Source organism: Pseudomonas abietaniphila, assembly GCF_900100795.1.
GTDB classification, from domain to species: domain Bacteria; phylum Pseudomonadota; class Gammaproteobacteria; order Pseudomonadales; family Pseudomonadaceae; genus Aquipseudomonas; species Aquipseudomonas abietaniphila.
Genome location: NZ_FNCO01000004.1, coordinates 223,210 through 246,611 on the forward strand (window position 1 = coordinate 223,210; position 23,402 = coordinate 246,611).

Annotated in this window: 19 protein-coding genes; 8 read left to right on the forward strand and 11 right to left on the reverse strand. The window is 60.8% G+C overall.

The genetic code is table 11. The features are described 5' to 3' along the window. The 9 genes from BLS87_RS10195 to pilG all read right to left on the reverse strand — a co-directional run bounded on the left by BLS87_RS10195 (position 1) and on the right by pilG (position 14,234). Positions 1-888 carry a triphosphoribosyl-dephospho-CoA synthase gene (locus BLS87_RS10195; RefSeq protein WP_074752366.1) on the reverse strand — a complete coding sequence of 296 codons (888 nt, stop codon included), beginning with the start codon at positions 886-888 and terminating at the stop codon, positions 1-3. Next, a complete protein-coding gene (gene mdcA, locus BLS87_RS10200) occupies positions 888-2,561 on the reverse strand; it encodes a malonate decarboxylase subunit alpha (protein WP_074752367.1) in 1,674 nt (557 codons plus the stop codon). Before mdcA ends, BLS87_RS10195 begins: the two co-directional genes overlap by 1 nt. 112 nt (positions 2,562-2,673) lie before the next feature. Beyond that, positions 2,674-3,804: a Fic family protein gene (locus tag BLS87_RS10205; protein WP_425262215.1), complete on the reverse strand. Its 1,131-nt coding sequence runs from the start codon at positions 3,802-3,804 to the stop codon at positions 2,674-2,676. A 324-nt stretch (positions 3,805-4,128) separates the two neighbouring features. Then, positions 4,129-4,620 (reverse strand): chemotaxis protein CheW, encoded by a 492-nt coding sequence (locus BLS87_RS10210; protein WP_074752369.1) that lies wholly within the window; start codon positions 4,618-4,620, stop codon positions 4,129-4,131. Continuing rightward, positions 4,613-10,624, reverse strand: coding sequence for an Hpt domain-containing protein (locus tag BLS87_RS10215; RefSeq protein ID WP_074752370.1), 6,012 nt, complete (start codon positions 10,622-10,624; stop codon positions 4,613-4,615). Before BLS87_RS10215 ends, BLS87_RS10210 begins: the two co-directional genes overlap by 8 nt. Before the next feature lie 36 nt (positions 10,625-10,660). Further along, on the reverse strand, positions 10,661-12,703 hold the full coding sequence (locus tag BLS87_RS10220) for a methyl-accepting chemotaxis protein (RefSeq protein ID WP_074752371.1): 2,043 nt from the start codon (positions 12,701-12,703) through the stop codon (positions 10,661-10,663). A gap of 153 nt (positions 12,704-12,856) precedes the next feature. Beyond that, the gene (locus tag BLS87_RS10225; protein ID WP_074752372.1) at positions 12,857-13,396 is read right to left on the reverse strand and encodes a chemotaxis protein CheW; all 540 of its coding nucleotides are present in this window, start codon (positions 13,394-13,396) and stop codon (positions 12,857-12,859) included. 16 nt (positions 13,397-13,412) lie between these two features. After that, positions 13,413-13,778 (reverse strand): twitching motility response regulator PilH, encoded by a 366-nt coding sequence (gene pilH / locus BLS87_RS10230; protein WP_002551739.1) that lies wholly within the window; start codon positions 13,776-13,778, stop codon positions 13,413-13,415. 45 nt (positions 13,779-13,823) lie between these two features. Then, a complete protein-coding gene (gene pilG, locus BLS87_RS10235) occupies positions 13,824-14,234 on the reverse strand; it encodes a twitching motility response regulator PilG (protein ID WP_074752373.1) in 411 nt (136 codons plus the stop codon). 264 nt (positions 14,235-14,498) lie between these two features. On the opposite strand from pilG, the gene gshB reads away from it, so the two are divergent. The 7 genes from gshB (at position 14,499) to BLS87_RS10270 (ending at position 20,770) form a co-directional block, all read left to right on the forward strand. After that, complete coding sequence (gshB, locus tag BLS87_RS10240; RefSeq protein ID WP_074752374.1) at positions 14,499-15,452, forward strand: glutathione synthase; 954 nt, start codon at positions 14,499-14,501, stop codon at positions 15,450-15,452. Positions 15,453-15,699: 247 nt separating this feature from the next. Beyond that, positions 15,700-16,602: an energy transducer TonB gene (locus BLS87_RS10245; RefSeq protein WP_074752375.1), complete on the forward strand. Its 903-nt coding sequence runs from the start codon at positions 15,700-15,702 to the stop codon at positions 16,600-16,602. A gap of 245 nt (positions 16,603-16,847) precedes the next feature. Then, positions 16,848-17,417: a YqgE/AlgH family protein gene (locus BLS87_RS10250; protein WP_074752376.1), complete on the forward strand. Its 570-nt coding sequence runs from the start codon at positions 16,848-16,850 to the stop codon at positions 17,415-17,417. Continuing rightward, complete coding sequence (gene ruvX, locus BLS87_RS10255) at positions 17,417-17,857, forward strand: Holliday junction resolvase RuvX (RefSeq protein WP_074752377.1); 441 nt, start codon at positions 17,417-17,419, stop codon at positions 17,855-17,857. Before BLS87_RS10250 ends, ruvX begins: the two co-directional genes overlap by 1 nt. A gap of 103 nt (positions 17,858-17,960) precedes the next feature. Next, on the forward strand, positions 17,961-18,485 hold the full coding sequence (gene pyrR, locus BLS87_RS10260; RefSeq protein ID WP_074752378.1) for a bifunctional pyr operon transcriptional regulator/uracil phosphoribosyltransferase PyrR: 525 nt from the start codon (positions 17,961-17,963) through the stop codon (positions 18,483-18,485). A 12-nt stretch (positions 18,486-18,497) separates the two neighbouring features. Further along, the gene (locus tag BLS87_RS10265) at positions 18,498-19,502 is read left to right on the forward strand and encodes an aspartate carbamoyltransferase catalytic subunit (RefSeq protein ID WP_074752379.1); all 1,005 of its coding nucleotides are present in this window, start codon (positions 18,498-18,500) and stop codon (positions 19,500-19,502) included. Further along, positions 19,499-20,770 (forward strand): dihydroorotase, encoded by a 1,272-nt coding sequence (locus tag BLS87_RS10270; RefSeq protein WP_074752380.1) that lies wholly within the window; start codon positions 19,499-19,501, stop codon positions 20,768-20,770. Before BLS87_RS10265 ends, BLS87_RS10270 begins: the two co-directional genes overlap by 4 nt. Before the next feature lie 57 nt (positions 20,771-20,827). On the opposite strand, the gene BLS87_RS10275 is transcribed toward BLS87_RS10270, so the two are convergent. Next, positions 20,828-21,247 carry an NINE protein gene (locus BLS87_RS10275; RefSeq protein ID WP_074752381.1) on the reverse strand — a complete coding sequence of 140 codons (420 nt, stop codon included), beginning with the start codon at positions 21,245-21,247 and terminating at the stop codon, positions 20,828-20,830. Positions 21,248-21,497: 250 nt separating this feature from the next. Here BLS87_RS10275 and BLS87_RS10280 point away from each other — a divergent pair, with 250 nt between their 5' ends. Then, positions 21,498-22,229, forward strand: coding sequence for a C40 family peptidase (locus tag BLS87_RS10280; RefSeq protein ID WP_074752382.1), 732 nt, complete (start codon positions 21,498-21,500; stop codon positions 22,227-22,229). 138 nt (positions 22,230-22,367) lie between these two features. Here the strand turns inward: BLS87_RS10280 and BLS87_RS10285 are convergent, their stop codons facing one another. After that, positions 22,368-23,402 (reverse strand): type IV pilus twitching motility protein PilT, encoded by a 1,035-nt coding sequence (locus tag BLS87_RS10285; protein ID WP_074752383.1) that lies wholly within the window; start codon positions 23,400-23,402, stop codon positions 22,368-22,370.

The window sequence follows — 23,402 nt, forward strand, 5'->3', positions numbered from 1 at the left end:
TCAGACGTTCCTCGTTTCATCGCCGAGCGCAGGCTCAAGGCAATCGATAAACAGGCAAGCAGCGAGCAAATCGGCGGCACCACCCGGTGAGGCATTCAGGCTCAGCAATTGCTGATCCAGTTCGTGCAAGGCTCGCCGACCACTGAGGGTCGCGCTGCCACCGGCATCCAGCACACGTTGCGCGCCGCGCTGCATGGTGGAAAGGCCATGTTCGCCCGCGCGGTACAGCACGCAGGTGTCGGACAGCGTGGTCATGATCGCCAGCAGCGCATCCAGCCGCGCATTCTGTTCGCCATGGCCCGTCGCGCGGCTGCGTTGCAGTTGCGGCAACCCCTTTTGAGTGACTGCGGGGAAACCCATCTGCGCTTGTTCGCGCGCGCCCATTGCACCGTATTTACGGGCGACTTCGGCGCCGTGGCTGTGCTGAACCGGCAGGTTTCGATCCTCGATCAGCGCCAGGCAACCCGCACGCAAACCAAGGCCTGCAGCTGAGAGATCAGACGGATCGAGCGCCGCAGCGGTGACCAGCAACCCCAGTGCCCAGATCGCGCCACGGTGGGTGTTCACGCCTTGGGTGGTGCGCATCATCGCGACTTCGCCGTCCCGGCCGATCCGCCCGATCGCCTCGCGCAGCGGTTGGCCGATTTCGCCGATTTCAATGGCGACCTCCGCCATTTCCTTGAACGCAGGCCACAACGAAAGCGCCGAGGCGTGCATCAATCCCAAATGAAGATCCTGGTGCGCCCCGCTGCTGCGTCGGTCGACCAACGCCGGTTTCGGTGACAGATCGGCCTCGTCGATCAGTGCATCCACCGCGAGGTCGGCCAGTCGCTCAGCCAGCGGCAAGGATCGCGCAGAGGCTTCAAACGCTACGTTGAGTGCGCGCATCACCAACTCCTGAATTTCGCAGGCGGGTTGTACAAACCACCGGACCACTCCACCAGCTCGGCGATGCTTTTGGCGGCCAACAGCTCGCGACTGGCGTCGGTGCGACGAATGCCAAGGTCTTCGGGCAACGCGATCAACCCTTCACGGCGCATACGGGCGGTGTCTTTCGGGTTGTGGCGCAGGCCAATAGAGGTGACGCCCGCAACCGCAGCGATCATCGCCTGACGCTCTTCCAGCGTGCGCGCCTTGTACAGGTAAGCGATGCCTTCTTCGGTGAGCAAATGAGTCACGTCGTCGCCGTAGACCATGATCGGCGCCAGCGGCATGCCACTTTTCTTCGCCACCTCGACGGCGTCCAGTGTCTCGACGAACGTGGGCTTGCCGCCTTCCTGAAAGGTTTCGACCATCTGCACCACGAGCTTCTTGCCGCGCTCAAGGTACGCGTCGGTGTCCGGGTTCTGCTGGCGCATGTCGAGCCAGGCGGGCGTGCTGTGACGCCGACCACGCGGGTCATGCCCCATGTTCGGTGCGCCGCCGAAACCGGCGAGGCGCCCACGGGTGACCGTCGAAGAATGCCCGTCGCCATCCACTTGCAGCGTGGCGCCGATGAACAGGTCCACCGCGTACTGACCCGCCAGCTGGCACATCATGCGGTTGGACCGCATCGAGCCGTCGCGCCCCGTAAAGAACACGTCGGGCCGGGCAGCGATGTAGTTTTCCATGCCCAGTTCGGTGCCGAAGCAATGCACGCTTTCGACCCAGCCGCTTTCAATGGCAGGAATCAGGGTCGGGTGTGGATTGAGCGTCCAGTTGCGGCAAATTTTGCCCTTCAAACCCAGGGACTCGCCGTAGGTCGGCAGAATCAATTCGATGGCGGCGGTGTTGAAACCGATGCCGTGGTTGAGCGACTGAACGTTGTGTTTCTCGTAGATCCCGCGAATCGCCATCATCGCCATCAGTACGTGGACGGGCTTGATGTGGCGCGGGTCGCGGGTGAACAGCGGTTCGATGTAGAACGGCTTGTCGGCGACCACCACAAAGTCGACCCACGATGCCGGGATGTCCACACGCGGCAAGTCGCTGACGTCGTCCACCAACTGGTTGACCTGCACGATCACGATGCCGTCGCTGAACGCGGCAGGTTCGATCAGGGCAGGCGTGTCCTCGGTGCTGGCGCCGGTGTAGATGTTGCCCGCGCGGTCAGCCATAAAGCCGGCAGACAGCACGACATTGGGAATCAGGTCGACCAGCAGGCGGGAATACAGCTCGATGTAGGTGTGAATCGCGCCGATTTCCAGCAGGCCGTCTTCCAGCAACTGGCTGATGCGCAGGCTTTGCGTGCCCGCGAAAGAAAAATCGAGCTTGCGGGCGATGCCGCGTTCGAAGAGATCCAGGTGTTCGGCACGTCCGACGCTGGGCATGATCATGTGCAGGTCATGCAACTTGCCGGGATCGGCCTTGACCAGCGAACGGGAGAGGAAATCCGCCTGCTTCTGGTTGTTACCTTCAAGCACCACACGGTCACCGGGCGCAATCAACGCCTCCAGTGCCGCGACGATCTTGTCGGTGGGCAGTACAACGCCATCGGCGAAGGAACGCACTAGCTCGAGCCGCCGCTGCTTTTCGCTGCGACGACGCGACCAGCGCGGGTCAAGTTTCGTTGTTGTAGTCATGCTGACTCCACGAGTTCGCTGTCGTGGACCACATTAGGAGCTTGAGGGTTGAAGCATCAATCAAGCAGGGGCGTGGATCGTTACGGTTAGAGTAATGATTAATCGGCTGTCCTTATCTCGCGATCTGATATCGCGTGCTACGGCCTCCACCTGGCAGCTTCTGCAAACAGCCTTTTTCCAAGAGATCGGACAGATGGCGGGTGGCAGTGGCCTTACTGACCTTGGCAACGGCCTGATATTGCGCGGCACTGATGCCGCCTTCGAACCCAGTCCCTGCTTTTTCAGCGAGTAGATCGCCGTTAAGCAACCGGTTGAGCACCTTGATTTGCTCCAGGGACAAGCCGTCCTTCCTGTGCTGTTGCCAAAACCGCGCGTTGGCCAACACCCGATCAATCCGCAATACCGCCTGATCAAGTGTGTGAAGCAGGATTTGCAGGAACCACGAAAGCCATGGCGTCAGGTCCAGTGCGCCACACTGAGTGGCCTCAAGGATCCGGTAATACTCTTGCCGACTATTAAGAATGTCGGCCGACATGGCATAAAAACGAATAGCCTGATTTTCCCCCTGCGCCAGTGCCAAGTCGGTGATCGCCCTCGTCAACCGTCCATTTCCGTCATCGAAAGGGTGTAAGGTCACGAACCAGAAATGCGCGATACCTGCTCGTATCAGTGGGTCCAGTGTCGTGTCGAACTGGCTGCTGTTGAACCAGTAGAAGAAATCGTCCATGCGTTTCTCCAACCCCTCGCGAGGCGGCGCTTCGAAATGAACGACCGGACGGTCAATCCGACCCGACACCACCTGCATGGGCTCGGATCCTCTCAGAACCCCTACCCGAATATTGTTCGAGAGCAATGCCGACGAGTCAGGGAAAAGCAGACTGTGCCATCGCATCAGTCTTTCTGAAGTCAACGGCGCCTGATGCTGCTGTGTGGCATCAAGCATCAGCTCAGCCAAGCCTTCGCTGCGAGGCGTCACCCGCTCATCACTCTCGATGCCAAGCCGCCGCGCCAGAGATGACCTCACAGACCCGACGTTCAATTGCTCGCCTTCAATAGCGGACGAAGTGATGACGTTCTGCAGCAACGCATCCAGTTCGCTCTGCGCACTGGCATGAGTCCCCGCGGCACCCATCATGCCCATCAGCCTTCCCTGCGCCTGCGTGCAAGCCCGCAAGACAGGCGCCAACGTGTGCGCATCCCAAGTAAAAGCGGGCCATCTGGCACGCTGCCAAATCCATTTCAACGACTGACTCACAGAAACCTCGCGAAGAGTGAGCCGAATAAAACGTCTATTCGGCTCATTATATGAGCCAAATATGCGACCTATTCGGCTCATAGTCCACAGGGTCCAACGAAATATCGGGTAGCCGGTCGTGGAGGATTCGGTAAATGCGGTATGCCTGAAACGGCCAAGGCGTCTGATTTTACTGCCGCTTCGCGCCAGATCGTCCGAGTGCGGCCCAGAGCAAGCGCGCTCCTACGCCTTCGGCAGAAGCGGGGACGCATTTGCGCTTAAGGTTTTTGATTCTGGCCGCAGGCCAGAATCAAAGCCTGAAAACAACTCCGCTCAAATCCCCGGCCCAACCACTTGCACCAACCCCGCGTCCACCAGCCATTGTTCAAGCGCCACCAGGTCGGGGACTTTTGCGACAGTTTCGCCGACCTGCACCGCCGCCAGTTCCAGCTCTGAGAGCGCGACGTCGACGTAGCTGAGCTGGCTGTCGAGTTTGCAGGAACGCGGAATGCCTTGGGTCAGCAGGGCAATGAATTTGAGATCGGGGCGGCCACCCAGGGCGTTGAGCACAACGATGCGAGCCCGGCCACCGACACGGGCGCGACTGCCACACGCGGCTTCGAAGCTCAGCAGCGGCAGGCTGCGGTTGCGCCAGTTGATCGGCCCCAGGTACCACTGGGGTGCGGCCGGGTCGGCGATGCTGTCTTGATAGTCGATCAGCTCGGCCACGGCAACGTTGGGCAGCAGTAAGTGCCGGTCGCTCAACGGAATGAGCAAGCCGGTGAGGCTGGTCAGGCGGGTGGTCTGGGTGGTGGTGTCAGACATGCACATGACTCCAGTGCGCGATGCTCTCCAGCAACGCCGCTTCCTGATAAGGCTTGCTCATGTAGTCGTTTACCCCCAACGCCATGGCGCGGTCGCGGTGTTTTTGCCCGGAGCGGGACGTGATCATGATGATCGGCAAATGCTTGAGCGTTTCGTCTTCGCGCACTTTGCTGGCGACCTCAAAACCATCCATGCGCGGCATCTCGATGTCCAGCAACATCACGTCCGGCGTGTGTTCCTGCAGCAAGGCCATGGCGTCCACCCCGTCTTTGGCGGTCAATACGTTCATGCCGTTGCGCTCAAGCAACCGGCCGGTGACCTTGCGTACCGTGACCGAATCGTCCACCACCATCACCAGCAAGGGCCTGGCCTGCTCGGTCTCGACAAACGGCGTCGGTGCCTGCCCGGAGACTTGAAGCGCCAGCATTCGCGCATGCAAACGACGGATGTGTGCGAACAGGTCGAGAATCAACACCACACGCCCGTCCCCCAGAATCGTCGCGCCGGAAATCCCCTGAACGCCGGCGAATTGCGCCCCCAGGTTCTTGACCACAATCTCTCGAGAACCCGTCAGCGCATCGACCTGCACCGCCACCCATTGGTCATGCACATGCACCAGCAGCACGGGCAGCGGCTGTGTCTGACCCACCAACTTCGGCGGCTGGCCGTTGTTCAACAGTTCGCCCAGATACCGGAGTTCATAACTGCGTTCGCGGTATTGGTAACGCGGCGGTGTGGACTGGTAACAAGCCTCCAGCTCACTGGGCATGACCCGCACAATGCCTTCGACGCTGTTCAACGGCACGGCGTATTGCTCTTCGCCACACTGCACCATCAGGGCGCGATTGACCGACACAGAGAATGGAAGACGAATACGGAAACGCGCGCCCTGCCCCGAACGGGAATCGATGACCATCGAGCCGCCCAGCTCTTTGACCTCGGCATGCACCACGTCCATGCCGACGCCGCGCCCCGATATCTGAGTGATGGTCTCGGCGGTTGAAAAGCCCGCCTGCAAGATGAACTGCAGCGTGTCGTGCTCGCTCAGCTCTGCATCCGGACTGATCAGCCCACGCTTGATCGCTTTGCGACGCACCGCTTCGAAATCAACACCGGCGCCGTCATCGCTCATCTCGATGACGATATCCCCGCCCTCATGGGCCAGACTCAAGGTGATGTGACCCGTCTCCGACTTGCCGGCCGCCAGACGCTTCTCGCCGGTTTCCAGGCCATGATCGACGGCGTTGCGCAGCATGTGCTCCAGCGGCGCGACCATGCGCTCAAGGACGTTGCGGTCCATTTCGCCCTCGGCGTTGACCACGTCGAACCTGACCTTTTTGTTCAGTTCGCCCGACACCTGACGCACGATCCGACGTAAACGCGGCACCATGCGTTCGAATGGCACCATGCGCGTGCGCATCAGGTTTTCCTGAAGCTCGGTGTTCACCCGTGCCTGCTGCAACAAGAGGGTCTCGGCTTCGTGCGCCCGGGTCTCCAGCGTTTCCTTCAGGTCCATCAGGTCGGATGCAGACTCGAACAGCGCGCGTGATAGCTGCTGCAGTTGCGAGTGGCGGTCCATTTCCAGCGGGTCGAATTCTTCATAGCCCGATCGTTCGGACTGATGATCGCGACTGAGAATGCGACCCTGGGTTTCGATGTCCAGACGCCGCAACTGATCGCGCATCCGCTCGATGGTGGTTTCCATCTCGGCCAGGGTGACCTGTGCGTCGCTGACCTGCTGTTCGATGCGGCCACGGAAAATCGAGGTTTCCCCCGCGAGGTTGACCAGATCCTCCAGTTGTTCAGCCGGCACCTTGACCATTTCGGGTCCGGTGCGCTCGGCGTCGGGATCTGCGGCCGCCGCTGGAGCTTCTGCGCCGGGTGCAGGCGCCATCACCACCGGCTCTTCCTGAGGCTTGCTGGCGACTTCCTGGATCGCGCCAGACGACGAATACTGCGCAATGCTGTCGATCAGCAACGCGGGGTTGGGCAGCGGTTCATAACCGCGAACGGCATCGACCATGTCGGCGAGCATGTCGTGGCCGCTTTGCAGCAGACCGTTCAGCAACGCGCTGTTTTTCAGCGCCCCGGACGCCAGCCCCTCATACAACGACTCCAGCTCATGGGCGAGATCCCCGATCGGGACGATTTCGACCATCCGCGCGCCACCCTTGAGCGTGTGCAGGTCGCGCAGCAGGTTTTCGACTTCCAGCGTGTTCTGCGGATCGGCCTGCCAGCGCACCAGCGCCGCGCTGGAGCTCTCGATGATGTCGTCGGCCTCTTCGAGGAAGATCTCCAGCAACTCTGGATCACGCTCGTCCAACGGTTGAATCATCGAGCCGACGTTGCGCGCGCCACCCTCCTGCGGCAGCACATAACAGTGATTCTGGCGGAACCCGCGAATCGCCTCGATCACAGGCCCGGGATCGGCCAGCGGTACGCGGTTCTGCAGTTGTTCGAGCATCAGTGCCAAGTGATCGTGACTGCGCACCAGCAGCTGCGCCAATTCAGGCGTGTACGAGCAACGTCGGTCGATCAGGCCTTCGTACAGCGACTCCAGCTCGTGGCCAAGGTCGCCCACCTCGCCGATTTCAGCCATGCGCGCGCCACCCTTGAGGGTGTGCAGGTCGCGTTGCAGCGACGACAGCGGCAGCGGGTTTTCAGGGTCGTCCAGCCAGCGCTGCAAGGCCTGGCCCGCACCGTCCAGGATATCGACGGCTTCCTCGAGGAAGATGTCGACAATCTCCTGATCCAGGTCATCGCGTGGCAACGTTTGAGGCAGCTCGACCTCTTCGAATTCGGCGTCCACAACCCCCGTGGCCTCACCGAGCTCGGTCACGCTCGTGGCCAGCCCACCCTCGCTCTTGATCACGCCCATCGCGCCAGGATCCAGCGCTTCATCGAGCAACGCGCGCAATGCGTTGACGCGTTCAGGACATGCCTGGACTTGCTGTCCTGCAGCAATCTGATCGAGCATGTTGATCAGCGCTTCATGGGCGTTCTCGGCCTCATGAAAGAACCGTTCACTGACGACAAGGCTGCTTTCTTCCACCGCGCCGTACAGGTCCAGCAAGGCTTCGCACAGCTCGTCCACTTGCGGCAGGTCGGCCATGTGCGCGCCGTGCCCCAGCATGGTCAGCTCATCGAGCAGCGCATTGAGCTCCTGACGCTCTCCCGGGTGCTGCTGCCAGCGCTTGAGCAGGTTGTCAGCGTCCAGCAGGATGTCCATGCCTTCGGCGAGGAAGCTGGCGATGAGCTGCGGATTACGACGGCTGCGCAGCCCGTTGTTGTCGTCGCTGAGGGCCTCGGCCAGGCGCGCATCGAGCAACGCGCGAGCGGCATCGATGAGCGCCGCCGCACCGTCGATCGGCATCAACGGATCGACCTTCAGCTGCGCCAGCCCTTTGTGAAACAGGGGCTCGGCAGACCGCAGCAAGTCGATTTCAGGCTGACCAACCGCCAGCTGGTTGGTCTTGAACTCACGCACCAACTGGTCCAGCGGGCTTGCCAGTTCAGCCATGGGCAGCACGCCCGCCATATAGGCGCTGCCTTTCAAGGTATGCAGCGCACGCAGCAACTCATCGCTGAAGGCCGGAGACTCGTCCAGCGCGGACGCGTCCAGGTAACGGTTGAACGTTTCCAGGTGCGTCTGAGCTTCCTGACGGAAGATCTCCAGCAATTGCGGGTCGAAGCCCTCGTCTTCCGGCTGGACAGACTGAGCAGGCCCCGGCGTGGCAGGCTCGACCCTTCCGCCCTGGGCCAACGCGTGTGCGCGTGCGGCCAGCAGGTCGACATCGTCGCGCTGTCGTTGAACGTCTTCGGCGAAATCACGAATGACGTCCGGCAACAGCATCTGCACATCGACCAGCAACTGATGCACCTGACTGTCGGGCTCGACACTGCCCTCCAGCACGCGGTTCAGCAGGTTTTCCACCGACCAGGCCAGCTCACCCAGAATCAGGGCGCGAACCATCCGGCCACTGCCTTTGAGGGTGTGGAAGGCTCGGCGAACTTCGCCCAGTGCAGACACATTGCCAGCGTCCGCCAACCAGCGCGGCAGGTACTCGCGCAGCGCGGCGAGCACCTCATCGGCTTCCTCCAGAAATACGTCGCGTAGCTCATCATCCACCGCCGCCTCGCCCTTGGGCGGTGGCAACAGACTGGCCGGCACGTGCTGCGCGGGCGGATTGACCGTCGATAAAGGCGTCGCCAGCACTTCGGCAATACTTTTGCTGGGACTGACGAGCGCCTGCCGTTCATGCAGTTCGCTCAATTCTTCGTGACTGATGACCTCCTCGAGCACCGGCAGGTCGACGATGTCCGCGACCGGCGAATAACCCAGCTTGGCCAGGCTCTCTTGCGCCAGATCCAGCACGTGTTCACCCGGCGCTTCCGGGTCTTCGGCCATCCGCTCCAGGTAATACTCGATCCCGATGATGACGTCGGCGAAGTGATCGAGCTGCGACCCGACCGGGCGCGCTTCGTCGACCAATAGATGTTCGACGATGTAATCGTTGCAGGCCGCCAGCAGGCCAGCCGCCCGCGCCAGCGGAATCATCGCCAGCGCGCCGCGTACCTGAATGAGTTGGGCCGACAGCGGTGTCAGCCGTTCGCGATCCAGTTCGCCGTCGATGTAATCGTCGATGACGTCCTTGGCCTGTTGCAGCACAACGCGCGCTTCCTTGATCACCAACTGGTGGATCTGGCTCAGATCCGTGGTGGGCAGGCGACTCTCTTCAGGGCTGCTCTGATCGACCGTACCGGCCATGCCCGCCAACGTCGCTTCGACGTAAAGCAGGGCGCCAGCAACGTCCATCAAGCTGGCGTCATTGGGCTCGTGCTGTCCTTGCGCCATGCCCTGAACCACCGCCAACTGGTCGATGATGACTTTGCGCGGCTGGCCGAAACCCAGCACCGCCAAGGTATCGGCGATCTGTCGGAGCGGCGGCAACAAGGTGTTAAGTTCGCTGACGTGCTGACGATCGCCCCGCACGAAAACATCCAGACGCTCTTTGGTGCGGACCAGTTCGTCACACAGCGCAATGATCACCGAACGCATGGCATCGCGATCAGGCCCCGCCATCCGTGCCCGTTCTTCATTCACGAGCGCGCTTTCCGGCAACGCTTCGGCAAGGCCATATTGATCCTTCAAATCCATCATCCTCTGGGCCTGACTGTCAGACTTGGCGATGTAGAACAGAAGGCTTTTAAGGAGCTCGTCTGGCGCGGGCTGATTGATCCCGGCGATGCCCTGCTCAAGAAGACGCTTGAGCTCCTTGTCAGCATCCTTGAACAGGCTGCGCAGCGCCGGGCTGTTGGTGAAGTTGCCATTGGCCATGGTTTCGACCAGCGCCGACGTGATGCGCCATAGTGGCTCGAGCGGCGCGTCCTTGCACAAGGCTTCGAGGCGCGCAAACACCTTGCCCATGTAATCCAGCTGCGTGTGGACATCCTGCTCGCGCAGCAAGCCTACCAAGGCGGTTTGCAGGGTCTGACGCAGCTTGCGCAGTTTTGCCGGTAATTCGGGGCTGTCCCGCTCGGCCAGGGTCTGGGCATCGAGTGCAGGCACGCTGAGCAGGTGTGGCGAAAACAGACTGGTTTCCGAAAGCAGGCTTTCACCACGGGCGCTGCGCAGATCATTGAGCAGCGGCAACACCACTAGCGGCAAGTCGCGACGAGCGGAATGCACACGCTCCAGATACACCGGCAACTGACTCATCGCTTGATGCAGCAACTGAATCGCTTCGGTCTCTTGAACCACGTGCCCTTGTTGCAGGGCCAGCGCCAGCTGCTCGATTTCCTCGGCGAACAACGCAGCGCCATAGAACTCGATCATCTGCAGGCTGCCGTGCACCTGATGGATGAAGTCCAGGCAGACTTCCATCGCGGACGGGTCATGCGGACGCGCGACGAAGGCGTCCAGCGCCTGCCGTGCGTGCTTGAGGGTTTCGGCTATTTCGCCCTTGACCCACTCCAGGGCCACATAGTCGTGACGGTCAGCCATGGTGGCTCCAGTTGCCCAAGTCGTTTGGCGTGACGATCAATGCTGATCCCTTGATGCCGGCAGTGTAAAACCGGACACCGAGCGGCGCATCTCGCTGGCCATCTTCGCCAGATTACCCATGCTCTGCGCAGTGGCGGCCGTGCCCGACGTGGTTTGTGTGGTGGTCTGCTGGATGACGGTCATGGTGGCTGAAATCTGCTGACCCAACGCAGCCTGCTGTTGCGCGGCATGGGTAATGCTTTCCACAAGCGCGGCGAGCACCTTGGAAACCCCTTCAATTTCTTCCAGCGCCACACCGGCATCCTGCGCCAATCGTGCGCCACGCACCACTTCGGTGGTCGTCTGCTCCATGGAGATTACCGCTTCGTTGGTGTCATTTTGAATCGCCCGGACCAGCGTCTCGATCTGCTTGGTGGCTGACGATGAGCGTTCGGCCAGACGCTGAACTTCGTCCGCGACCACCGCGAAACCGCGCCCGGCATCGCCGGCCATGGACGCCTGAATCGCTGCGTTGAGTGCGAGGATGTTGGTCTGGTCGGCAATGTCGTCGATCAGGCTGACGATGTCGCCGATTTCTTGCGAAGACTCACCGAGGCGCTTGATCCGTTTGGACGTGTCCTGAATCTGCTCGCGAATGTTGTCCATGCCGTTGATGGTGTTGTGCACCACTTCGTTGCCCTTGTTGGCAATGGCCACGGAACGTTCCGCCACCGCGACCGACTCGGAGGCATTCGCCGACACCTGTTCCACTGAGCGGGACATGTCGTTGACCGCGTTGGACGCAGCCGCAATCTGCAGCGCCTGATGTTCGGACGCTGCGGCCAGTTGGGTCGCGGTGGTCTGAGTGTCCTTCACCGCGCCGAACACCTGCTCGGCCGTGAGGTTGATGGTCGCCACCAGCTCGCGCAGTTGATCGATGGAGTAGTTGATGGAGTCAGCAATGGCGCCGGTGAAGTCTTCGGTCACTGAGGCGGCCACCGTCAGATCGCCATCGGCCAGGTCTTCGATTTCATCGAGCAGGCGCATGATTGCCGTCTGGTTGCGTTCGTTCTTCTCGGCGGTTTCGCGCAGCTGACGGTTGGTTTCGCGCACCATCACCAGGCCGATCAGGATGATCGACGCCAGGGCCAGCAAGCCCAGGATGTAGCCGCCGTAGCTGTTGGTGGCACGACCGCCCGCCAGGTGCTCAAAGCTGTTGGCCAGCACCGACGCTTCGTCCAGCAAAGTTTGCGACAGGTTGAAAATGTTGCCTGCAGCCTCGCGCACCTCCAGCAGTTCCGGCGACGTTTCCAGAATTTCGTCTACCGATCCCGACACGAACTGGAACAACTCGGCAATTTCCGCCAGGCGTGCTTTGGCGTCGCGGTCTTCGACCTGAGTGATTTTCAGCGTCGCATTGCCTTCCAGCATGCCGTTGAGTACGCGACCGAACTGGCTGGCGTCACGTCCGAAGGCGTCAGCGGCCTGCACCGCCGTTTCGTCACCCGACAGCACCGTGTTCACCGCCCCCAGAATGCGCTCGGCGAGCAAGGACTGACGCTGGGCAAGCGCGACCTGACTGGCTGGGGCACGGTTCTGCAGAAGAATATCGACGACCTTCTCCGACTCGATCTGCAGTTGCGGAATGGTCTCGGCCAAGGTCGCCGCCACCTGATGCAGGGACAACACGGTTTGTTCGCGGGAGAGAATCACATCCGTGCTTTTTCGCAGGTTTTCCCAGTCAGTCTGCACGGCTTTGAGCTCATCGCCGACTTCAGCAGGCGCAGCGGGCAGGCCGGTGCTCTTGTCACCCTTTTTGAGGTATTGCCAACGGGTATCGAAGTCGTTTCGTGCATCGGCGAGAAGCTTGAACGCCGCTGCCTTGCCGGCCGCCGCTTCCGTGGCGTTCTTGGCGATCCGTTGTGACAACACGCGCAACTCGCCCGCGTGACCGATGTACTGCTTGTCGTAGTTGGATTGCGTGCTCAAGTACGCAAAGTTGACGAACAGCAACATGATAAAAACAATCAGGCCCACGAACAGCGCAATGATCTGCGAGCGGCTGCGTGCGCCTTCAAGTGACTTGCCGGTATTACTCATTTCTCAGGGCTCCGCCTGAAACTCGGTTTGTTTTTGGAGCGCTCGAACGTCGACAGTCGGGATGCACACGACTTACGGCAGGCACGCCCGGTATCGCGGACACGTCCGCGCCTGCGAAGACGATATGCGCCTTCGGTGCTCTGCCCGACCGTATTAAAGCGCGACATCCATGAACCCCGGCGACTGCACCAGGATTCTGGGACTGAACACCCGCCAGGCCTGCTCACGCAAGAATCGACCTTGAACATACGGGGCAATGGCGGGATCGCTGTCTTCGAGCGATTCCGGCATCAGACTGCGTTCACTGAAGTGCTGCATCCCCAGCACCTCATCGACCAGTAACCCGGCGAAGACCTCATGATGATCGATCACCAGTACCCGGCGTTGCTTGCGCAGCGGCGAGAGTTCGTGACCGAAGAAAGCACACAGGTCCATGATTGGCAGCAGTCGCCCGCGCAGGTTCGCGACCCCCTTGACCCAGGGTTTTACGCCCGGCAGCGTTGCATAACGTGGCTCGTGGAGAATTTCATCGACCTCGCCCATCGGCGCCACGTAGTAACGCTCGCCCATACGAAAGCCAATGCCGCTCCAGCCTTGCTGCCGGGTTTCCTGCAAAGGCAGTCCGGCAGCCAGAGAGCGGCAGCGCTGGTCGATATCGAGCAGCAGTTGAAAGGCGGTTTGCGACCGAGCCATGAACGCTGGCCGGCCTTCAGCCCGCCAGGACCGCGTTCAGGGTTTTCATGAGGGTTTCTTCATCCACGGGCTTGGTCAGGTAGTCCCGCGCGCCCTGGCGCTTGCCCCAGACTTTGTCGGTTTCCTGATCCTTGGTGGTGATCATGATCACCGGGATCATGTTGGTGTCAGCGTCTTTGGTCAGCTGACGGGTCGCCTGAAAACCGTTCAGGCCGGGCATGACGATGTCCATCAGCACAGCGTCGGGTTTTTCCTGACGCGCCAGCGCAACGCCGTCCGCACCATTTTCAGCCTTGAGGACCTCGTGGCCGTGTTTTTCCAGCATCCCGGTCAGCTTGTACATTTCAGTCGGCGAGTCATCGACGATCAGAATTCGAGCCATGGTGCTTCCCCATAGAAACAGCCGCCCCTGGGTGAGGGCACGGCATCAAGATAGTTGTTGTTCTACTGCAACGAACCCTGGCACATGGGCCTTGATCGCACTGAGCAGTTCTTCCTTGCTAAACGGTTTGGTCAAAAACTGATCAGAACCGACAATTCGCCCCTTGGCCTTGTCGAACAGCCCGTCCTTGGAGGACAACATGATCACCGGCGTAGACTTGAATGCCCGGTTGTTCTTGATCAACGCGCACGTCTGATACCCGTCGAGCCTGGGCATCATGATGTCGACAAATATGATTCTCGGATGATTATCAGCAATCTTGGCCAGCGCATCGAAGCCGTCTACGGCGGTGATCACTTCACAGCCGACGTTTTTCAACAGGGTCTCGGCGGTGCGACGAATCGTTCGCGAGTCGTCGATGATCATCACTTTCAAAGGGGCTGAATGCTGTTCCATGTCTGCTCTACCATCGCCGCGGCGATTCAGATGGGCTGCCTTCTGCCGGGCGTCTGGTGCTGGTCGGATCGCCAACCCCCTTTCTAGAGGGTTCGAATGACAACTGACGTGACGTCAGATGCCGAGCCTTTTTAGCACACTCTCCAGACGCAATCCATAAAGCAAATGCGCCACGCTTGCCCCTTGACCCCAAGCCTGCGCAGCGCCACCCTGACGCCTGTTTTCGGCCCGTTGCGGCCATTACCGATCAGAGGATATTGCCCCATGAGCATTCGCCTGGGAATTGTCATGGACCCTATCGAGCGCATCTCCTATAAAAAGGACAGCTCGTTGGCCATGCTCCTTGCAGCGCAGGCGCGCGGCTGGTCGCTGTTCTATATGGAACAGCACGACCTTTATCAGGATGCCGGGCAGGCCCGCGCGCGGATGAAGCCGCTTAAAGTGTTTGCCGATCCGGCGCACTGGTTCGAACTGGAGGCCGAAGTCGACAGTGGTCTGAACGACCTGGACGTGATCCTGATGCGTAAGGATCCGCCGTTCGACATGGAATTCGTCTACGCGACTTACCTGCTCGAGCAAGCCGAGCGTGCCGGCGTACTGGTGGTCAACAAGCCGCAGAGCCTGCGTGACTGCAACGAAAAGCTGTTCGCGACGCTGTTTCCGCAGTGCACGCCGCCGACGCTGGTCAGCCGCCGCTCGGACATCCTGCGTGAATTCGCCGCCAAGCATGGCGACGTCATTCTCAAGCCGCTGGACGGCATGGGTGGCGCGTCGATCTTCCGTCATCGCGTGGGCGACCCGAACCTGTCGGTGATTCTGGAAACCCTGACGAACCATGGCCAGCAGCAAATCATGGCGCAAGCGTACCTGCCTGCTATCAAGGACGGCGACAAGCGCATCCTGATGGTGGACGGTGAGCCTGTGCCTTACTGTCTGGCACGTATCCCGGCCGCCGGCGAAACCCGTGGCAACCTGGCTGCGGGCGGCCGAGGCGAAGCGCGTCCCCTGACTGACCGCGACCGCTGGATCGCCGCCGAAATCGGCCCGACCCTGCGCGAAAAAGGTCTGTTGTTCGTAGGACTGGACGTGATCGGCGAGCACCTGACCGAAATCAACGTCACCAGTCCGACCTGCATCCGTGAAATCGACAACGCGTTCGGCACGGACATTGGCGGGATGCTGATGGATGTGATCGAGAAGAAGCTGCAGGCCCGGTAGCGCAGCGTTTCTGTAGGCGCGCGCTGGCCCGCGATTAAGGTATGTCCGCCAATAACGATGTCGAATGTACCGACGTCATCGCGAGCAAGCGCGACCCTACAGTGGCGGTGCATCGTTTGTGCCGCCCACTAATCGGCCCGCCGATATCAAAGCCCAAGAACCCTCTGACATTGCGTTATCATGCGCGGCCTGAATTTCGCCCTAGGTGGGTTTCCGCAATGCTGGTTTGTGTGATTCCGGAGCGTCGATGAACGCTGCGGTCGACAGTGATCTCCCGATGGCCCTGACCCGTACCGCTGTGCGCCCGGCCGATCGCCTGGGTTTTACCCTGATGATCGCAGCCCTCGTGCACTTGGCGGTGATCCTTGGCGTGGGCTTCACCTACGTCAAACCCGAGAAGATCAGCCAGACGCTGGAAATCACCCTCGCCCCATTCAAGAGCGACACCAAGCCCAAGGATGCTGACTTCCTCGCCCAGGAAAACCAGCAAGGCAGCGGCACCCTCGACAAAAAGGCTGTGCCCAAGACCACCGAAATCGCGCCGTACCAGGACACCAAGATCAACAAGGTGACGCCTCCGCCCGCTGCCAAACCGGTGGTCAAGCAGGAAGCGCCCAAAACAGCTGTCGCCACCAAGGCGCAGGCGCCGCAAAAGACCGTCGCCAAGCGCGACGAAGTCAAACCCGAAGAAGCCAAGAAAGCCGCGCCGACGTTCGACAGCGCTCAGTTGAACAGCGAAATCGCCAGCCTGGAAGCCGAACTCGCCGATGAGCAGCAGGCGTATGCCAAGCGTCCGAAAATCCACCGCCTGAGCGCTGCATCGACCATGCGCGACAAAGGCGCCTGGTACAAAGAGGACTGGCGCAAGAAGATCGAGCGCATCGGCAACCTCAATTACCCCGAAGAAGCCCGGCGCCAGCAGATTTACGGCAGCCTGCGGATGATGGTGTCGATCAACCGTGACGGCTCTTTATATGAAGTGCTGGTGCTTGAGTCGTCCGGGCAGCCGTTGCTGGACCAGGCCGCTCAGCGAATTGTGCGCCTGGCGGCGCCATTTGCACCCTTCAGCGGCGACCTGGCCGATATCGACCGGCTCGAAATCATCCGCACGTGGAAGTTCGCCCGCGGGGACAAGCTGTCCAGTAATTGATTGAGTTAGGGGAGCCACTGCATAGCAGCCACTGTAGGAGCGTGGCTTGTGTCTGGGCCGCATTCGGACGATCTGCCGGGTACCGGCAGCAAAACCTGTGAATGCGGTCAATCAGGCGCACCCTGCTGACCGAATGTGCGACGGGTCCCCCGCCGATCGCGGGACAAGCCACGCTCCTACAGTTTTTGCGTCATGCACTAATCCCGTAGTTGTCACAACAGCCCCGCAGCGCCACACTAGGGCTCATGAAAAACGTCACTCCGTCGTACCTCAAGCATCAATTTCTGATCGCCATGCCCCACATGCACGATGAGAACTTCGCTCAGACCTTGACCTACATCGTCGAGCACAACGCCAATGGCGCAATGGGTCTGGTGATCAACCGACCGCAAAGCCTGTCGCTGGCGGACATTCTGGAGCAGTTGCGCCCTGAAATGTCGCCACCCGTTCGCTGTCAGCACATCCCCATTCACGGCGGCGGCCCGGTTCAAACCGATCGCGGCTTTGTCCTGCACCCGACCGGCCAGATTTTTCAGGCCACGGTCGATCTGGGCGGCATCTCGCTGTCCACCTCTCAGGACATCCTGTTTTCGATCGCCGACGGCTACGGACCTGATCAAAATTTGATCACCCTCGGCTATGCCGGTTGGGATGCCGGGCAACTCGAAGCCGAATTCGCCGCCAACGCCTGGCTGAACTGCGCGTTCGACCCCGCGATTCTGTTCGAACTCGACAGCGAACAACGCCTCGATGCGGCGGCTGCCAAACTGGGCGTGAACCTGAATCTGCTGACCAGCCAGGCGGGCCACGCCTGATGGCCGCACTGCGCCTGCTGCTGGGGTTCGATTACGGCACCAAACAGATCGGCGTGGCTGTCGGTCAGGTCATCACCGGCCAGGCCCGCGAGCTGTGCACCCTGAAAGCGCAGAACGGCGTTCCGGACTGGGACAAGGTCCAGGCACTGATCACCGAGTGGAAGCCCGACGCCATTGTCGTCGGCCTGCCGCTGAACATGGACGGCACGCCCAGCGAAATGAGCGCCCGCGCCGAGAAGTTCTCGCGCAAGCTCAACGGCCGGTTCAACCTGCCCGTGTACACCCATGACGAACGCCTGACCACCTTTGAAGCCAAGGGGGAACGCATGTCGCGCGGCGGGCAGCGTGGCAGCTACCGCGACAATCCGGTGGACGCCATTGCCGCAACGCTTCTGCTGCAAGGCTGGCTGGAAGCCAACAGCGCACTGTTCGACACGTGAGCGTCTTACACTGCGCGGCACTGCACTGCATTGAACAGCACTGAATTCGAGTTTAAGCCCGGCCAGCCGCAAGGCATGGGACCGGGCTTCTGAAGGAGCGACCATGAGCACCCTGCCCAACCCCGCCGAACTGATCACCCAGATGGCGATCGACCTGAACGCGCACCTGCATAAACGTGGCATCAGCGAGCCGCGTTTCATCGGCATTCGTACCGGCGGCGTCTGGGTCGCTCAGGCGCTGCTTCAAGCCCTGAACAGCCAGTCCCCGCTCGGCACGCTGGACGTGTCTTTCTACCGCGATGACTTCAGTCAGAACGGCTTGCACCCGCAAGTGCGCCCTTCCGAGCTGCCGTTCGAGATCGAGGGCCAGCATCTGGTGCTGATCGATGACGTCTTGATGAGCGGGCGAACCATTCGTGCCGCCCTGAACGAGTTGTTCGATTACGGACGCCCTGCCAGCGTCACGCTGGTATCGCTGCTTGATCTGGACGCTGCCGAGCTGCCGATTCGCCCGAATGTGACTGGCGCGACGCTCGATCTGTCTCCGAACGAGCGGGTCAAGCTGTCCGGTCCAACGCCACTGACGCTTGAACTGCAAGACCTTTCCATCGATTCCGCCGCCCTCTAAGAGTCCTTTGCGATGACGCCTCTCGACGCCAAGCGCCCGCTGCAGCTGAACCATCAGGGTCAGCTGCAACATTTTCTTTCGCTCGACGGTTTGCCCCGCGAACTGCTGACCGAAATCCTCGACACCGCTGACTCGTTCCTCGAAGTGGGCGCCCGAGCGGTGAAAAAAGTGCCGTTGTTGCGCGGCAAAACCGTGTGCAACGTGTTCTTCGAGAACTCGACCCGTACGCGCACCACCTTCGAACTGGCGGCGCAACGGCTGTCGGCGGACGTCATCACCCTGAACGTGTCGACCTCCTCGACCAGCAAAGGCGAGACCCTGTTCGACACGCTGCGCAACCTGGAAGCGATGGCAGCTGATATGTTCGTCGTACGTCACGGCGACTCGGGCGCGGCGCACTTCATTGCCGAGCACGTCTGCCCGCAGGTGGCGATCATCAACGGCGGCGACGGCCGTCATGCACACCCGACGCAGGGCATGCTGGACATGCTCACGATCCGCCGCCACAAGGGCAACTTCGAGAACCTCTCGGTGGCCATCGTCGGCGACATCCTGCATTCGCGCGTGGCGCGCTCGAACATGATCGCGCTCAAGGCGCTGGGCTGCCCGGACATCCGCGTGGTCGCCCCTAAAACCCTGCTGCCGATTGGCGTCGAGCAGTACGGCGTGAAGGTCTACACGGATCTGGCTGAAGGCCTGAAAGACGTCGATGTGGTGATCATGCTGCGCCTGCAACGCGAGCGCATGTCGGGCGGCCTGTTACCGAGTGAAGGCGAGTTCTACCGGCTGTTCGGCCTGACCACTGCCCGCCTGGCCGGCGCCAAGCCGGACGCTATCGTCATGCACCCCGGCCCGATCAACCGCGGCGTGGAAATCGAGTCGGCGGTGGCCGACGGCGCGCATTCGGTGATCCTCAATCAAGTGACCTACGGCATTGCGGTGCGCATGGCCGTCTTGTCCATGGCCATGAGTGGCCAAACCGCCCAGCGCCAGTTCGAGCAGGAGAACGCGCAGTGAAGTTCAGCATCATCAACGCTCGCGTCATCGACCCTGTCAGCGGTCTGGATCAAGTCATCGACGTTCACCTGGAAGCCGGAAAGGTCCTCGCCCTCGGCGCGGCACCGACGGACTTCACACCCTCGCAAACCATCGACGGCACAGGGCTGGTTGCAGCACCGGGCCTGGTCGATCTGAACGTATCCCTGCGCGAGCCGGGATACAGCCGCAAAGGCAGCATTGCGTCGGAAACCCGCGCGGCCGCAGCCGGTGGTGTGACCAGCCTGTGCTGCCCGCCCCGGACCAAGCCCGTCCTGGACACATCGGCGGTTGCCGAGCTGATTCTGGATCGCGCGCGCGAAGCCGGACACAGCAAAGTGTTTCCGATCGGCGCACTGAGCAAAGGCCTGGAAGGCGACCAACTGGCTGAGCTGATCGCCCTGCGCGACGCCGGCTGCGTGGCGTTCACCAACGGTCTGGTCAATTTCAGCAGCAACCGCACGCTCTGCCGCGCACTGGAATACGCGGCGACGTTCGACCTGACGGTGATCTTCAATTCGCAAGATGGCGATTTGGCGCAAGGCGGACTGGCACATGACGGCCCGACCGCTGCGTTCCTGGGCTTGCCAGGCATTCCGGAAACCGCTGAAACCGTCGCACTGGCCCGTGACCTGCTGCTGGTCGAGCAAAGCGGCGTGCGCGCTCACTTCACTCAGCTGACCAGCGCGCGCGGCGTGGCCTTGATCGCACAGGCCCAGGCCCGTGGCCTGCCGGTGACCGCAGACGTGGCGTTGTATCAGCTGATCCTCACCGACGAAGCGCTGATCGACTTCTCCAGCCTTTACCATGTGCAACCGCCGCTGCGCACCCGCGCTGACCGCGATGCATTGCGTGAAGCGGTGAAGTCCGGCGTGGTTCAGGCCATCTCCAGCCACCACCAGCCACACGAACGCGACGCCAAGCTGGCACCGTTCGGTGCGACGGAGCCAGGCATCAGCAGCGTCGAATTGCTGCTGCCACTGGCGATGACGCTGGTCGAGGACGGCCTGCTTGACCTGCCGACACTGCTAACGCGGCTGAGCGCAGGCCCTGCGGCGGCCTTGCGCCTGCCAGCGGGTCGACTGGCTGCTGGCGCGCCTGCGGATCTGGTGCTGTTCGATCCCGCCGCGTCTACCGTCGCCGGCGAGAAGTGGCTGTCGAAAGGCGAAAACTGCCCGTTCCTCGGCCATTGCCTGCCAGGCGCGGTGAAGTACACGTTTGTCGATGGGCGGATCAGTTACATCGGTTGATTCAAGCGGCCATGCCCGTATGGGCATGGCCGAACAGATTATCTGTGGGCGCGGGAATCACCCCCGCTGTGCGTTCTTCATGGAGATCTGATCATTCAGCGTCCAGAAGTCGTACAGCACCCCCAGAAACGCAAACCCGCCCGTCAGCAGGTAAAGGATGCCGGTGATCCACTTGCCCTGGTACATCCGGTGCACACCGAACACACCCAGAAATGTCAGCAAGATCCAGGCGACGCTGTAATCGGTGGTGCCCGCAGTGAATCTCAGGTCCGCCTCACGATCCATCGAAGGGATCAAAAACAGGTCGATCAGCCAGCCAATCCCGAGTAATCCCAAGGTGAAAAACCAGATCGTCCCGGTCACCGGCTTGCCGTAATAGAAACGATGGGAACCGGTAAAGCCGACGATCCACAGCAGATAACCCATGATCTTGCTGTGAGTGTCCGGACGTTGAACGTCAGGGTGATAGGTGTTCATTGCTTACCTCTTTTGCTCCGATAGAAAAAAATATGCGTAAGTTTTGTGACTTTCGTATCGCTCTCCGACGTATGGCTTGAACCTCTGCCCGTTCGCGCAAACCCTTGTTCTGCAAGGCGATGCCCACAACGATGTGACAGTTTTAATGCCGAAACTGACTCCACGGGCAGTAAATTGTTCGACAAGTGGGCTCAGAACCGGTGAAAAAGCTGTTATAAAGTTGCGCGCTGACCACTATGAGCCCTGCCTAATGCGTCCATTTTTCAAGACATGGCTAACTATTTGCCTATTTATGCCATTGGCCGCCCACGCCACCAATCGTGAGCAAGCGTTACCTTCGAGCTTTACGGGTTTTACCGCCAAAACCGAGTCATCGGAAACCGTATCGCGCAACATTGCCGCACAACGCGCAGCAATCGCCGCCCTCGAAGAAACGGCAACCCCGCTTGAGACCTCAAGCAAAAACAGCCGAGCAACCAAGGGCAAGAAGTCCCACAGTTCTCGCAAGATTTCGCAGAACACCGTCGCCCTCGCTAATGCAGGGCAGCCGGGCACCAAGCAAAGCAGCAATGTCGTCAACCGGGCCGTAAAAGCCATCGGTACGCCTTATCGTTGGGGCGGCACCAGCCCAACCAAAGGCTTCGATTGCAGCGGGCTGGTCAAATACGCGTTCAACGACGTGAGCGAAGTGGATCTGCCGCGCACCTCCAACGCCATGGCCGAAGGCCACGGTCAGAAGGTGGACCGCAAAGACCTGAAACCGGGCGACTTGCTGTTCTTCAACATCAAGAGCCGCAAAGTGAACCACGTTGCCATCTACCTCGGTGACGACCAGTTCGTTCACGCGCCTCGTCGCGGCAAGTCGGTGACCATCGATACGCTGAAAAAGCCGTATTGGGACAGCCACTACGTGGTTGCCAAGCGCGTACTGCCGAAGCAGGCGCCGACGCAGAAAGGCACGGTGCGGATCGCACAGCGCTGACAGGCGCCAATCTGTACGACGATGGAAACCTGTGGGAGCGAATTCATTCGCGAGAGGCCAGAACAGCCGATAGAGACTCATCGGATGTACGGGCCAATCGCGAATGAATTCGCTCCCACAGTCGCTTATTGTCAGCAATTAGAAGTTATCAGGCGTCTTCGCTTTTTCGCGCGCGCTTTCCCGGGTGATCAGGCCTTTGCTCACCAGATCCTTCAGGCACATATCCAGTGTCTGCATTCCCAGTGCCCCGCCGGTTTGAATCGAGGAATACATCTGCGCCACCTTGTCCTCACGGATCAGGTTACGGATCGCAGAGGTGCCGATCATGATCTCGTGCGCCGCCACCCGGCCACCGCCCACTTTCTTGAGCAACGCCTGGGAGACGATGGCGTGCAATGACTCGGACAACATCGAGCGAATCATCGACTTTTCCTGAGCCGGGAACACGTCCACGATCCGGTCGATACTTTTTGCCGCCGACGTGGTGTGCAGCGTGCCAAACACCAGGTGCCCGGTTTCCGCAGCGGTCAGCGCCAGCCGAATGGTTTCCAGGTCGCGCAGCTCGCCCACCAGAATCACGTCCGGGTCTTCCCGTAACGCCGAACGCAAAGCTTCGGAGAAGCCATGAGTATCGCGATGGACTTCACGCTGGTTGATCAGGCTTTTCTTGGACTCGTGAACGAATTCGATCGGGTCTTCGATGGTGAGAATGTGGTGGTGTTTGTTGGCGTTCAGGTAGTCGACCATCGCGGCGAGCGTCGTCGACTTGCCCGACCCGGTCGGCCCGGTGACCAGGACCAGCCCCCGAGGGACGTCCGTAATTTTCCGAAACACTTCCCCCATGCCCAGCTCTTCCATGCTCAGGACCTTCGAAGGAATGGTCCGGAACACAGCGCCTGCGCCACGATTCTGGTTGAACGCGTTGACCCTGAACCGCGCCACGCCTGGCACCTCGAAGGAAAAGTCCGTTTCCAGATCCTCCTCGAAGTCCTTGCGCTGCCTGTCGTTCATGATGTCGTAGATCAGCGCCTGGACTTCTTTCTGGTCCAGCGCCGGCAGGTTGATCCGCCGCACATCGCCATCGACACGAATCATCGGTGGCAGGCCGGCAGAGAGATGTAAGTCCGACGCGCCTTGCTTGGCACTGAAGGCAAGCAGCTCGGTAATATCCAT

Coding starts and splice junctions, on each gene's coding strand:
- gshB (WP_074752374.1), top strand. CDS start 14,499: ATGAGCATTCGCCTGGGAATTGTCATGGACCCTATCGAGCGCATCTCC.
- BLS87_RS10265 (WP_074752379.1), top strand. CDS start 18,498: ATGACGCCTCTCGACGCCAAGCGCCCGCTGCAGCTGAACCATCAGGGT.
- mdcA (WP_074752367.1), bottom strand. CDS start 2,561: ATGACTACAACAACGAAACTTGACCCGCGCTGGTCGCGTCGTCGCAGC.
- BLS87_RS10195 (WP_074752366.1), bottom strand. CDS start 888: ATGCGCGCACTCAACGTAGCGTTTGAAGCCTCTGCGCGATCCTTGCCG.
- BLS87_RS10275 (WP_074752381.1), bottom strand. CDS start 21,247: ATGAACACCTATCACCCTGACGTTCAACGTCCGGACACTCACAGCAAG.
- BLS87_RS10225 (WP_074752372.1), bottom strand. CDS start 13,396: ATGGCTCGGTCGCAAACCGCCTTTCAACTGCTGCTCGATATCGACCAG.
- ruvX (WP_074752377.1), top strand. CDS start 17,417: ATGGCCGCACTGCGCCTGCTGCTGGGGTTCGATTACGGCACCAAACAG.
- BLS87_RS10220 (WP_074752371.1), bottom strand. CDS start 12,703: ATGAGTAATACCGGCAAGTCACTTGAAGGCGCACGCAGCCGCTCGCAG.
- pilH (WP_002551739.1), bottom strand. CDS start 13,778: ATGGCTCGAATTCTGATCGTCGATGACTCGCCGACTGAAATGTACAAG.
- pilG (WP_074752373.1), bottom strand. CDS start 14,234: ATGGAACAGCATTCAGCCCCTTTGAAAGTGATGATCATCGACGACTCG.
- BLS87_RS10245 (WP_074752375.1), top strand. CDS start 15,700: ATGAACGCTGCGGTCGACAGTGATCTCCCGATGGCCCTGACCCGTACC.
- BLS87_RS10285 (WP_074752383.1), bottom strand. CDS start 23,402: ATGGATATTACCGAGCTGCTTGCCTTCAGTGCCAAGCAAGGCGCGTCG.
- pyrR (WP_074752378.1), top strand. CDS start 17,961: ATGAGCACCCTGCCCAACCCCGCCGAACTGATCACCCAGATGGCGATC.
- BLS87_RS10280 (WP_074752382.1), top strand. CDS start 21,498: ATGCGTCCATTTTTCAAGACATGGCTAACTATTTGCCTATTTATGCCA.
- BLS87_RS10210 (WP_074752369.1), bottom strand. CDS start 4,620: ATGTCTGACACCACCACCCAGACCACCCGCCTGACCAGCCTCACCGGC.
- BLS87_RS10250 (WP_074752376.1), top strand. CDS start 16,848: ATGAAAAACGTCACTCCGTCGTACCTCAAGCATCAATTTCTGATCGCC.
- BLS87_RS10215 (WP_074752370.1), bottom strand. CDS start 10,624: ATGGCTGACCGTCACGACTATGTGGCCCTGGAGTGGGTCAAGGGCGAA.